We start from the raw sequence: 13,635 nt of genomic DNA on the forward strand, positions 1-13,635 counted from the left end.
CTTTTCCGCACCCTCATTACCCGCTCCCAATGGCAGGGGCGACGGACACAGTGCCCCCTTGACCATGCAGTGCGTGGCAAGGGGCGATTTGGGTACTCCGGGCGCTCAATTCATTCAGCCGACAATCACCTTGCCGGCCAGCTTACCGGGGCTGTTACGACAACGCCCGGCGCAGGGCCGGGCGTTGTCGTCATCGCATCAGGGCGCGATCAGGGCCGGACCTGCGCCCCGGGCATCTGCTGCGCCGCACCGCGTCGGCAACGCCTGCCTTGGCAATCGTCAAAGCCAGCCTCACCCATCACGCCCGCGCTGCCAACGCCGGCACCGCCCTTGCCGTAGGTGATGCGCAGGCCAACGCTGTTGCTGGAGGCGCTGTTGCTGCCCTGGTCACGGCCGAACAGCAACGAGATCAACCAGCCGTTACGGGTCTGCATGTCCAGGCCCAAGCCGGCGGTGAGCATGTTGTCGGCATAGCTCTGCATCTTCAGCAGGTAACCATCCGTGCTGGGCTGCTGCACGTAGTTCATCCAGGCGTCACCGCTGTTGGACAGGGACTGACGGTACTCCAGCTTCCAGAACGGCCGCAGCTGCAGACGCTCACCCTGCCAGCTGTAGCTGCCATCAAAGCCCAGCGCCAGCCCACTGTTGCGCACAGTCTGCCGCGCATACGCCAGGTCATACGCTTGCAAGCCATGCTCGCGGTAACCGTCCAGGCGGGTGTGACTGCCATCGAAGCGGCCATAGCCGGACAGGGTGGTGGCACCGAGCTGTTGCTGATAGCCGAAGGTCAACGCGCCGAAAGTCTGGCTGCCATCGCGTTGACCGACCGCAATGGCGTTGGCATCGCTGCTCCAGCGTGCGATGTCGAAGTCCAGACGTCCCTGCGCCAGCACACCATCAACAAACAGGTGTTCACCCGCACGCCATAGGCCATACATCGCCAGTGAGTACTGGTCGGCGTCCGTCCGCGAAGGTGAGTTGTCCAATCGGCTGCGGTTGCGGCCCAGGCTGGCGGCCATACCCAGCAGACCGTTGTCGCCGTAGCTACGGTCCACACCCAGGCTGATGCCGTCGGTGTTGAAATCGAAGCCGCCGCCCTGTTGCTGACCACTGTTGCCAAACGTGGCCGTGCCCGACATCCAGCCGCCCCAACCACTGGGCATGCCGGTGAACTGGTTGACCGGCAGCTGCACCGGAACCGACAAGGCCTGCCCGAGCAGGTCGCCCGCGTAAGCCAGCGTCAACGTTGCCGATGACGGATTGCTGCCCGAACGCACCTGCTGCAGGCGCGACTGGATGTTGCCCAGCTGCACGCGGCTGAAGCGCACGCTGGCATCCACCTGTGCCTGCAGGTTGCCGCGCACGCTGGCGTCAGCGGTCGGGTCAGGCCGTGCATTGACCGTCAGGGTCAGCTCCACGCTGGCCGCGGTGTAGCCCCCCTGCGCAGCCTGGTGGGCGGTGAGGGTCGTACTGCCCTCCCCCACCAGCGTCACACTGCGACCAGTGACCGTCGCCACGCTGGTGTCACTGCTGCTGAAGCTGAAAGCACCGGCACTGTTGCTGCTGGGATCAGGCAGGTCGAAGGCGGCCTCGCCATAGACCTTGTTGATGCCATCCAACCAGGTCAGCGACGGGGCGGCAGCTGCAATGTCCACGTGCAGCACGCCCTGCTGCGCCGCCTGGTACTGTGCGTTGCCGGCCTGGTCGATCGTCAGCACGCAGGTGCCTGCATCCAGCATGGTCACCACATTGCCGGCCACGCTGCAGATTGCCGGCGAACCGCTGCCGTATACCAGCGGGTTGCCGGACTGCCCACCCTGTGCCGATACGATGAAGCTGCCACCGGCGACGAACACCGGATCGGCCGGATCGGTTGCCATGTCATGGATGACCTGCAGCCCCGCTTCCACCTTCAGGCTGAGGCTGGCGGTGTCGGCAAAGCCATTCGCATCGGTCACCTGCGCGGTGAATGCGAATGTTCCGGCCACCTCCGGCACGCCACTGATTTCACCGTCCGCGCTCAACGACAGCCCTGCCGGCAGCTGACCGCCAGCAACGCTGTAGCTGTAGGGCGCGGTACCGCCCTGGCTGCGCAGCTGGGTCCGATACTGCTGCCCGCCAAACGCAACCATCAGCGCCGAGGTTGCCAGTTCCAGGTCCGGATTGGTGACTACCAACGTATAGCCTTGTGCCACAGTGAACGGCCCGACACCGGTGCTGCTGTCGGTACTGCTGACGGTGAACGTGAAGCTGCCGGTCTGGGTTGGCGTGCCATTGAGCAGGCCCGTACTGGACAGTGTCACGCCAGGCGGCAGGCTGCCCGAGGTCACCACATAGGTGTAGCCCTCAGTGCCGCCATGGGTGACCAGCTGGTGCTGGTAAACGGAGCTGGCTACAGCGTCCGGTACACCACTGTCCATCGACAGGCTGGGCGGGCCAACCATCACATTGACCGTCGCCGTTGCAGTCGAATAGCCGTCCATCACCGCGTAGGTGAAGCTGTCCGGGCCGACGTAGCCCACGTCCGGCGTATAGATCAACCTGGTACCCCGGACACTGGCCGAACCATTGCCTGGGTCCACAAACACGGTGACTGCCTGATAGGCGCCGGTAACAGAAAGAGTGATTTCCGCTGCGGTGCCATAGGCAACGTTCTGCGTGACCGGATGGGCTTCAAGCAGCGGCACCATGAACAAGGTATTCGAGAAGGCCGAAGGCGCGCCCGTGCCGACGCTGTTGATGGCTACCACGGAGAACGAATAGTGCACGCCCTTGGTCAGACCGGTCACGCTTATTGGTGAACCGGTCCCCGCATAGGTGGCCCCTCCTACCGTAGCCGGGTGTGGCTGCACCTGATAGCCGCTGATCGCCGCGCCGCCGTCGAAGGCCGGTACGGTGAAGCTGATCTCGGCACTGGTTTCGGACAGCATGGTCGCAGTGCCAATCACCGGTGCTGCGGGCACGACGGCCTGGACCACGAAGCTCTGGCTGACCCGTGCTGCCGGATCATGGCTGGCATCGCCCGCCTGGTCGGCATGCACGGTGCAGCTGCCCACCGATACAAAGTTGAGCACATCATTGTTGATCGCACATACCGATGCGCTGCCAGCATCCACCGTCAGGCTCACCGCCAGGCCCGAACTGGACGTGGCACTGACCGTCGGCGTGGTGCCGAAGTCGTAGCTGCCCGCTGCGCTGAAGGAAATGGATTGCGCCACCATCGGCTGCAGTACATTGGATGCAGCCGAAACTGGACTGTCACCGGCGCTGTTGCGTGCCAGCACGGTGAAGCTGTAACTCTGCCCTGCGGTCAATCCATCCACCGTAACCGGCGAATTGCTGCCCACGAACGGACCACCCACTACTGCCGGTGACGGCACCACTTCATACTGCGTGATTGTAGCTCCGCCATCGAAGCCAGGTGCGCTGAAACTGATCCCGGCAGCGGTTGCCGACGTCATTGCCGCAGCACCCATCACCGGCGCTGCCGGCGCCACCGCCAGTACATTGAAGCTCTGGCTGACCTGTACCGCCGGATCGTGGCTGGCATCACCGGCCTGATCGGCAAGTACCGTACAGGTACCCACCGACGCGAAACTCAGCACGCCGTTGTTGATGCCGCACACAGCTGCAGTCGCACCGTCCACCGACAGACTCACCGCCAGACCGGAACTGGCATTGGCACTCAAGGTCGGCGTCGTTCCGAAGTTCTGCTGCCCCGGGTTATTGAAGGTGATGGTCTGTACCGTCATCGGATGCACGGCATTGGAAGCAGCGGAGGCAATGCTGTCACCCACACTGTTGCGCGCCAGCACGCTGAAACTGTAGCTCTGGCCTGCGACCAGGCCACCGACCGTCAACGGCGAGCCGCCGCCAACGAACGGACCGCCAGCGATGGCCGGTGACGGGATCACTTCGTACTGGCTGATCACCGCGCCGCCAGTAAATGCCGGGGCAACAAAGGTTACTTCGGCTACCGTCGCCGAACTCAACGCGGCAGTGCCGATGATCGGTGCTGCAGGCACTACCGCCTGCACCGTGAAGCTCTGACTGACACGCACAGCCGGATCATGACTGGCATCACCGGCCTGGTCCGCATGGATGGTGCAGTTGCCCGTGGAGGCGAAGTCCAGCACACCGTTGTTGATCGCGCACACGGCCATGCTGCCAGCATCTACCGTCAAGCTCACCGGCAGGCCAGCGCTGGAAGTGGCAGCCAGCGCTGGCGTAGTACCGAAGTCATAGCTGCCCGCTGTGTTGAAGCTGATGATCTGCGCCGTCATCGGCTGCAGCACACCAGACGCTGCTGATGCCTGGCTGGTGCCAGCACTATTGCGCGCGAGCACGGTGAAGGTATAGCTCTGGCCTGCAATCAAGCCATTCACTGTCAGCGGGGAACCGCTGCCAATGAAGGGGCCGCCGCTCACCGCTGGCGACGGCACCACCTCATACTGGCTGATCGTCGCACCGCCATCGAACGCCGGGGCAACAAAACTCACTTCGGCCGTCGTCGGCCCGGTCAGCGTCGCCGCGCCGATCACCGGTGCCGCCGGCGCCACCGCCAGCACCGAGAAGCTGTGGCTGACCTGAGCGGCCGGACCGTGGCTGGCATCACCGGCCTGATCGGCAAGCACCGTGCAGATACCAACGCTTGCAAAGCTCAGCACATCGTTGTTGATGCTGCACACGGCAGCGGTTGCGCCATCTACCGACAGGCTCACCGCCAGACCCGAGCTGGCACTGGCGCTCAAGGTCCGCGTCGTACCGAAATTCTGCGCCCCCGGGTTGGCAAACGTGATGCTCTGGGCTGCAGTGGGTGTCACAGCGCTGGAGGGGCTGGACGCCAGACCTGTGCCAACACTGTTGGTGGCCGACACGGTGAACACATAGGGCTGGCCGTTGGTCAGCCCGGTCACCGCAATCGGCGAGCTGGTAGCACTGACCGGTGCAACATCGGCCGGAATGACAGCAACGGTATAACCGGTGATGTCTGCGCCGCCGGTGGAAGTGGGGACGGCAAACGCCACGCTGGCCTGACCGTCACCTGCGGTGGCCACTGCGTTCTGCGGTGCTGTTGCCAGTACGGCGTTCACGGCAAAGTTCCAGGTGACCTGTGTTGCAGCCAGATAGGAGCTGTTGCCAGGTTCATCCGCGTTGATGGTGCAGGTACCCGCAGTCACAAAGATCAGTTCACCAACGGGGCTGATGGTGCATACCCCGCTTGTGCTGGAAGTGAACGTCGGCGTCAGGCCGGAGTCCGAAGTAGCCGTCAAGGTTGGCGTTGTGCCGAAGTTCTGTGCCCCCGGATTGTTGAAGGTGATGGTCTGGGCTGCCTTGGGCGTGGCCGAGTTGGAGGCACCCGACGCTGGACCGGTGCCCGCGGCGTTGTCGGCGGTGACGGTAAACGTATAGGACTGGCCATTGGTCAAGCCAGTCACAACGATCGGTGAGCCCGCGCCATTGACTGGGGCGACATCGGCCGGGCTGGCCGTGACCGTATAGCCGGTAATGCTTGTGCCACCGGTGTTGCCGGGCGCGACAAAACTGACGCTGACCTGGGTGTCGCCAGCGGTGGCCACCGACGAAGTGGGTGCACCTGCCACGATCGCGTTGACAGTGAAGGTGTGGCTGACCTGCGCCGCCGCCAGGAACGCGCTGTCGCCCGCCTGATCCGCCAGGATGGTGCAGCTGCCTGCGGCGAGGAATGCCAGCACACCCTCGCTGGTGACGGTGCACACACCTGTCGTGGATGAGGTGAAGGTCACTCCCAACCCGGACGTAGCCGACGCACCGCCGTTGACGACGCGGAGGTCCGGCGTCGTGCCGAAGTTCTGTGAGCCCGGGTTGGCGAAGGTGATGGTCTGCGGCGAAGCTGGGACGACGGCGTTGCTGCTCCCGGATGCGCTGCCGGTGCCTGCGGAATTGGTCGCGGTCACCGTGAAGGTATAGGAAACACCGTTGGTCAGCCCGGTCACGGTCATCGGCGAGGATGAGCCTATTTCGGTAATCCCGCCGGGGTTTGCAGTGACGGTATACCCGTTCGGCATGATGGCCGCACCACCGGTGCTTGCCGGTGCAGTGAAGGTCACCGTTGCCTTCTGGTCGCCCGCAGTCGCCATTCCGATGGCCGGCGCACCAGGCACGATCGCATTGACCGTGAAACTACGGGTAACGGTAGAAGCAGCATTCGTCGACGAGTTACCCGCCTGGTCGGCATCGATGGTGCAGGTGCCTGCAGAAACGAAGGTCAATTCACCGCCTGTGGTGATGGTGCAAACACCCGTCGTAGACGAAGTGAAGCCAATCGCGAAGCCCGTTGCCACCCCACCTACTTCAAAGGCAGAGCTGGCGGTCAGCGTAGGCGTAGCGCCGAAGTTGTAGTTGGTCGGCTGGGCGAAGGTGATGACCTGGTTGGCCATCGGTGTGATGCTGTTTGATGCACCGGAGGCACTGCCCGTGCCAGCGGCATTCGTTGCCGTCACGCTGAACGTATAGGCCGTGCCGTTGGTCAAGCCAGCGACGGTGGCGGTACAAGCCGCCGGCCCAACGCAGCTACCGAAGGCACCGCCGGGGTTGGCAGTTGCCGTATAGCTCGTGATTGGCGAACCACCGTCACTGGCGGGTGCGGTGAAGGTCACCGCCGCCTGCGCATCACCCGCCGTCGCAGTACCTATGGTCGGTATTCCCGGTACGGCGGGGATTGCAACGGCATGGGGACTGCCACCGTTGTAGGACGGAATCGAATTCCCCGCTTTATCGACGATGTTGGTCGATGCGTTGAGGTTCACTTTTATTTCGCCGTTACCGGAAATGTCAGCAATGTTCACGCTTACCGATGAACCGCTGGATGTCGAAACACTGGCTATCCTGCCCGTCGCACCATTGGCCCCCACCACAGTGAAATCGTCGGTGGAAACATTCATCACCAGCTCACTGAAGCTGACGTTGAAGGCCACCGACGTATCCGTCGACGCTGGTGAGCCGGAAACAGCGATGCTGGTGACAGCCGGCGGTTTGTTATCCACCGTGGCATTGGTGGTGTCGGAGGTTGTCGTCGCATTGCCCGCATTGTCGGTGGCAGTCACGCTGACGTTATGGTTGGTGCCATCAATGCTGCCGGAAACGATCGTATAGGTTGCCGTCCAGGTGCCCGAGCTGTTGGTGGCGGCGACTGCCGCACCACCACCGAACGCGGTGAAGTTCACGGTGACGTTGGAAATGGTGTCCACGTTGTTGTCGCCGCCGACATTCCTCCAGCTGGCGGTCACTGTATCGCCAACCTTGTAGGCACCGCTGGTGCCAGTGGCTCCGTTGATACTGATCCACGTATCGGTCACCGTTGGCGCACTATTGTCCACGGTTGCATTGGTGGTATCTGCGGTGGTGGTTGTGCCGGCTGCGCTGGTCGCACTGACGCTGATATTGCGGTTGCTTGCATCGATGCTCCCGGAGGAGATGGTGTAGCTGGCCATCCAGCGGCCACTACTGTTCGACGCCGCCACGGCAACGCCGCCGCCGAACTGGCTGAAATCCATGGTGACGCCAGTAATTCCGGCATTGTTGTCACCGCCGGCGGTGTTGTTCCAGGTCGCAGTAACGGTGTCACCGATCTTGTAAGCGCCGCCATTGCCGCTGGCACCGGAGATGCTTATGCGCGAGTCCGAAACAGCCGGTAACGGCGCCAGCGCACCGGTAACCGTGAAGTTCCGGAACTCGAAGAATGGCTTGGTCCCAGAACTGGAGCTGGTGTCGAATACAAGTTTGAAGGCTTTCAGTTTGACGCCCGAGAAGTTCGCCAGCTGACCCGCACCGAATGTAAACGTCTCGTTCGCAGATCCGGTTCCGTTGATCGTGCCAGATGTAACCGTGCTGTTATCGGGCTTTATGCCAATGATATGCACGTTGGTAAATTGCCCCGACAAGTACTCACCGGCTGTAAGCCCGGTAAGCTCGAACGAACCGGTATTGGTGCCATCCGCTGCGACCTGAAAATAGGTTCCCGTCGTACTGGTGTTGTAACCCGTCTGCACATAGGCCGGGAAAGGAGGGCCATGGTAGATGCTCACATTTGAGATCGCGCCACCTCCAGCTTCTTTTGCCGTCAGGATGAAATCGGCCGAGGTCAGGTTTGTATTGTTGTCGGTCCAGCCTGTCTGGAAAGTCTTTATTCCAGGAGCTGCCGCAAGCACCCCCGAGAAATCTTTGAGGGCTTTTTCCGAGAACGCCAGCCCGCTCTCGATGCCGCCCCGGCGTTCCTCCAGCTCCCAGTCCCCTCCAAGTCCCTCGGCACCAGTAAGGTTGCTGGATGCAGCCACATCCATCCCGGTTCCACTGCGTACGATATCCAGCAGTACGTCGCCATCGGCGTTGGCGGCCAGATCACAGCCATAGAACAGCAGGTCCGCGCCCTCACGAACGGAAGCACGCAGCGCCTGCAGTGCGCCCAGCTCTGCATGCAGGGATTCGGCGGTTATACGGCTACTGCCCAGTTGCAGCGCACCTGGACTGGCATGCGACACCACATGGATCGCGGCAAGGTCCCGATACCCACGCAGGGCCTGCACCAATTGCGGCAGTCCTGGACGACCCGCATCGATTTCAACCACACCGACACCGGGATTGAGTCCGGCATAAAGTGTGGCCCGGTCCTGCACCGAGCTGTCGATCACCACCAGTTCGGTGATGCCAGCATGCTGCTGGATGGCCAGCGCGTCGCTGGCTTCCTCCAGGCTGGGCCGCTGCTTGTGGCTGGTGGCCTTGCCAAGCGGCAGGCTTGCGACAACATCACCCTGCCCCATCCGCATATAGCTGCGTGGCTGATAGCCACCGCGCATCAGATAGCCCCCTGCAGAGGACGCGGCGGCGTGCGCCGAGAACGGGAGCAACAGCGTTGACAGTGCGCCGAGCAGTGCGTGCTTCATGGGGTGGCCTTGGTGATGAGCGGAGCCTGGGTTTCGGAACGCCGGGCGGCGATGATGCCGGCCGAGCTGCCCGTCTGGTCCTGCCAGAAATCCATGTCCTGGTACTTGTTGAAAAGATCCGGCGGCAGGATGCTGCGACGGGCCTTGAACTCGACTTTGCGGCGCACGTCGTGCAGCCCTTTGACACCGAGCTGCTGGTCGAAGCTTTCTTCGGCGTACTCGACGTTGTCGAAGTCGTGCGCGAATTCCGCCTCACCAAGGAACTGGTAGACCAACTGCATGGTGCGTGCCGGGTGGCGGGTCAGCAGTTCGTAGTCCAACAGCAGCAGGCGCTCGGAGAACTCGCCGTAATAGGCTTCCTTGAGCGCGGTCCAGGCACCGCCGACCACGCCGCCAGCGCTGATCAGCTGCTCGCAGCGGCTGTACACGGTCTGCCGCGTCGCCGGGTTGTACATGCGGCTGTAGTCGAATGGATTGCGGCGATGGATGGCCTCGAAGCTGTCCATCACCCAGGCCGGGTTGCGCACGCAGCAGATGACCTTGAAGTCAGGCACCAGACCTGCGAGCTGATGCATGCGTGCGGTCCACTGGCGGTTGGTGTCGAACACCAGCTGCGCCTGGGTATCGGCGTAATAAGCATCAAGGATGGCATTGCAGATGGCCTTGCGCTTGGCCTCATCGAAGAACGCCGCGGATTCGCCGCCCGCCCCCATCTGCTCCAGCGCGCCATTGAGCAGGCCGGCGACCGGGCTGCTCATGGCTGCATGGAAGCGTGGGTTCTGGCGCAGGATGCCGGCCAGCAGGGTCGAGCCGGAGCGCGGCAGACCAGCAATGAAGTGGTAACGCCGACTCATGCGCGCAACCCAGCCGACGCGCGAGCGGCCGCTATCAAACAGCACCGAACGCGCACCACCCAACCTGGCGGCACGCCTTTCGCAACACACATACAGCCCCCTGTCATGACATCCCCACCGGCGGCGCCGGCTTTTCTGCTGGTTCTATCTAGGTAAACCGGCAAAAGCGCCGCGCGATCATCATGGCTTTGTTGATGTGCGTCACGTTTTTTGAATGCCAATCCCGCGAATCAGCGCGGGCCGCACTGTGAGGCAAATGCCCAGCGCCTTCTGCAAGGGCCGCCCGGACACCCCACAAAGCAAAAGCCCGGCGCTGGGCCGGGCTTCGAGCAACGTCGGGGGAGAGAGGACCGGGCTGCTGGAGGTGATTATCCATGGGCCCGGTTACGCTCCGGTGACACCTGCGTTACTCCACGGTAACGCTCTTGGCCAGGTTGCGCGGCTTGTCCACGTCGGTACCACGTGCCAGGGCAGTGTGGTAGGCCAGCATCTGCACCGGAATCGTGTGCACGATGGCACTGAGAACGCCGGCATGGCGCGGCGTGCGGATTACATGCACGCCCTCGGAGGCGTTGAAGTTGCTGTCCTGGTCGGTGAACACGAACAACTCGCCACCACGCGCACGCACTTCCTGCATGTTGGATTTCACCTTCTCCAGCAGGCTGTCGTTGGGCGCGATCACCACCACCGGCATTTCCGCGTCGACCAACGCCAACGGGCCGTGCTTGAGCTCGCCAGCCGGATAGGCCTCGGCGTGGATATAGGAGATCTCCTTGAGCTTGAGCGCGCCTTCCAGGGCGATCGGGTAATGCAGGCCACGGCCAAGGAACAGCGCGTTCGACTTGCTGGCGAAACGCTCAGCCCAGGTCGCAATCTGCGGTTCCAGATTCAGTGCGTGCTGCACGCTGCCCGGCAGATGCCGCAGTTGCTCCAGGTAGTCCGCCTCCTGCGCGGCATCAACCTTGCCGTGCAGCTTGCCCAGCACCACGGTCAACTGGAACAGCGCTGCCAGCTGGGTGGTGAAGGCCTTGGTCGAGGCCACGCCGATCTCGGCGCCAGCGCGGGTATAGCAGACCAGCTCGCTGGCACGCGGGATGGCGCTTTCCGGCACGTTGCAGATCGACAGCGTGTGCGTGTGCCCCAGCGACTTGGCGTACTTGAGCGCTTCCATCGTGTCCAGGGTTTCGCCGGACTGGGAGATGGTGACGATCAGGTGCTTGGGATTGGCGTAGGCGGCGCGGTAGCGGTATTCGCTGGCGATTTCCACGCTGCACGGCAGGCCTGAGATGGCTTCGATCCAGTAACGCGCGGTCAGGCCAGCGTAGTAGCTGGTGCCGCAGGCCAGGATCTGCACGCCTTCGATGTCCTTGAACACCGCTTCGGCATTCTGGCCGAACAGGCTTGCCGGGAAACCACCGGCATCAATCGCCGCCTCGACGGTGTCGGCCAGCGCGCGCGGCTGCTCGTGGATTTCCTTCTGCATGAAGTGCCGATACGGGCCGAGCTCCAGGGACGCCAGCGATACATCCGACATGCGCTGTTCGCGCTGCGCCGGTGCATTGTTGGCATCGAAAACGCGCACGCCCTGGCGGGTCAGCTCAGCCGTGTCGCCCTCTTCCAGGAACATCACCCGGCGGGTGGCCTGCAGGATGGCCGATACGTCGGAGGCAACGAAATTCTCGCCATCTCCAAGGCCGATCAGCAGCGGGCAGCCCATGCGTGCCACCACCATGCGCTCGGGCTCGTTCTCACTGATCACCGCCAGCGCGTAGGCACCGGTCAATTCCCTGACCGTACGCTGCAGGGCGCTGAGAAGATCGTCTTGATCGGCCTTGAGGTGATGGTGGATCAGGTGGGCGATGACTTCGGTATCGGTCTGTGACTCGAACACGTAACCCAGCGCCAGCAGCTTCTCACGCTGCTCCTCGTGATTCTCGATGATGCCGTTATGCACCAGCGCCACACCCTGGCTGATATGCGGATGGGCATTGGACTCGGTGACGCCACCATGGGTAGCCCAGCGGGTGTGCCCGATGCCCATCGCCGAATGGAACTGCTCGGCGATGGCCGCGCCCTCCATTTCGGCAACACGACCGGTGCGACGCACGCGGCGGATGCGCTCGCCATCAAGCACAGCTATTCCAGAAGAATCGTAGCCGCGGTATTCCAGCCGCTTGAGTCCTTCAATCAGTACCGGAACCACATCGCGATCAGCGATCGCTCCCACAATGCCGCACATAGCCTATCCATTGGTGATTACGAACGGACATTCTAAGCCAGCTGGATCAGACAACCAGCGGACATGCCGGGACATCAACCGGCGGACACTGTCCGCGCGAGCGTCCGCGGACACCCGGACACTCACAACGATGAATATTTTCCAAACAAATTCAATTGCTTGGAGTTGGCACGCGACCTGCTTAATGGATAACAAACCCAGCAGCGAAGCCGACGATGATCCGCGACACCTCCGCCCAGGACCAGGTAAGTACCCAGCGCCCGCAACCCGTGTGGCGACGTTACATGTGGCCTGCAGCGATCACCGCGGTGGTGGTGGTCGGCATCGGCTACGTCGTCAGTAACTGGCTGGGCGCCAGCCGCTCCTTCGACGGTGACCGCCTGCGCATTGCCGAGGTCAAGCGCGGCGACCTGGTCCGCGACATCGCTGCCGACGGTCGCGTCATCGCCGCCAACAGCCCCGTGCTGTATGCCATCTCCGCCGGCACGGTGACCCTGAAGGTGGTTGCTGGTGACGTGGTCAAGCAGGGCCAGGAGCTGGCGGTGATCGACAGCCCGGAACTGCGCAGCAAGCTGGCGCAGGAACAGGCAACCCTGGCCGGCCTGGAGGCCGAAGCCAGCCGCGCCGCACTGGATGCCACCCTGGCCCGCGCCACCGGTGCCAAGCTGTCCGACCAGGCCGGCCTGGTGCGCACCGCTGCCCAGCGCGACCTGGAACGCTACCAGCGCGGCTTCGATGGCGGCGCGGTACCGCAGGTCGACCTGGCCAAGGCACAAGACGAACTGAAGAAAGCCCAGATCGAGCTGCAGCACGCCCAGCAGGACGCCAGCCTGCAGAGTCAGGGGGCGAGCCTGGACGCGCGCAACAAGCGCTTGATGGCGGATCGTCAGGAAGCGGTGGTGGCTGAAGTGAAGCGTCAGGTAGATGCGCTGACCCTGCGCGCGCCCTTCGATGGCCAGGTTGGCCAGGTGCAGGCGACCCAGCACACCCAGGTGGCCGCCAACGCCCCGATCCTGGGCGTGGTCGATCTGTCGCGCTTCGAGATCGAGATCAAGGTGCCGGAGAGCTTCGCCCGTGACCTGGCCATCGGCATGCCGGCACAGCTGACCAGCGGCTCCGGCCAGCCATTCCCGGGCGAGATCGCCGCGGTGTCGCCGGAAGTGGTCAACGGCGAAGTCGTCGCCCGCCTGCGCTTCTCCGACAAGCAGCCGCCGGGCCTGCGCCAGAGCCAGCGCATGAGCGCACGCATCCTGCTGGACACCCGCAACAACGTGCTCAAGGTCGAGCGCGGCCCGTTCGTCGAGCAGTCCGGTGGTCGCTATGCCTATGTCGTCAGCGGCGGCACCGCGGTGCGTCGTCCGATCCAGACCGGCGTCAGCAGCCTTGGCGAAGTCGAAATCGTCTCCGGCCTGCAGCCGGGCGAGAAGATCGTTGTCTCCGGTGCGGATCTGTTCGGTGACATCGAACGCGTGTCGATCAATTGATTCAAAGCCGGGACCCGGGAGCCGGGAGTCGGGAATCGAAGAAGCTGCAATCGACGGGGTTGTCGTGAGCCCTGCCGCCAACGCTGAAACGCTCCGCTCCCTGCCCCGGCCAACTGCACCCACGTTTCACCTTCCCG

At 63.3% G+C, this 13,635-nt stretch carries 4 protein-coding genes; 1 reads left to right on the forward strand and 3 read right to left on the reverse strand.

Annotated features, from left to right (window positions below; all coding sequences use genetic code 11):
• Positions 1-209 precede the first annotated feature (209 nt).
• The 3 genes from AC13FW_RS17920 to glmS all read right to left on the reverse strand — a co-directional run bounded on the left by AC13FW_RS17920 (position 210) and on the right by glmS (position 12,014).
• A complete protein-coding gene (locus AC13FW_RS17920; protein WP_482989967.1) occupies positions 210-8,921 on the reverse strand; it encodes a fibronectin type III domain-containing protein in 8,712 nt (2,903 codons plus the stop codon).
• Positions 8,918-9,775: a sulfotransferase gene (locus tag AC13FW_RS17925; protein ID WP_282268219.1), complete on the reverse strand. Its 858-nt coding sequence runs from the start codon at positions 9,773-9,775 to the stop codon at positions 8,918-8,920. The genes AC13FW_RS17920 and AC13FW_RS17925 overlap by 4 nt, the downstream gene beginning before the upstream one ends.
• 406 nt (positions 9,776-10,181) lie before the next feature.
• Entirely contained in the window at positions 10,182-12,014 is a 1,833-nt protein-coding gene (glmS, locus tag AC13FW_RS17930) for a glutamine--fructose-6-phosphate transaminase (isomerizing) (RefSeq protein ID WP_482989968.1), read from the reverse strand.
• A gap of 215 nt (positions 12,015-12,229) precedes the next feature.
• On the opposite strand from glmS, the gene AC13FW_RS17935 reads away from it, so the two are divergent.
• Positions 12,230-13,498, forward strand: a complete 1,269-nt coding sequence (locus AC13FW_RS17935) for an efflux RND transporter periplasmic adaptor subunit (RefSeq protein ID WP_482989969.1) — start codon at positions 12,230-12,232, stop codon at positions 13,496-13,498.
• Positions 13,499-13,635: the final 137 nt, after the last annotated feature.

It is taken from the genome of Stenotrophomonas sp. 21LCFQ19, from assembly GCF_056861425.1.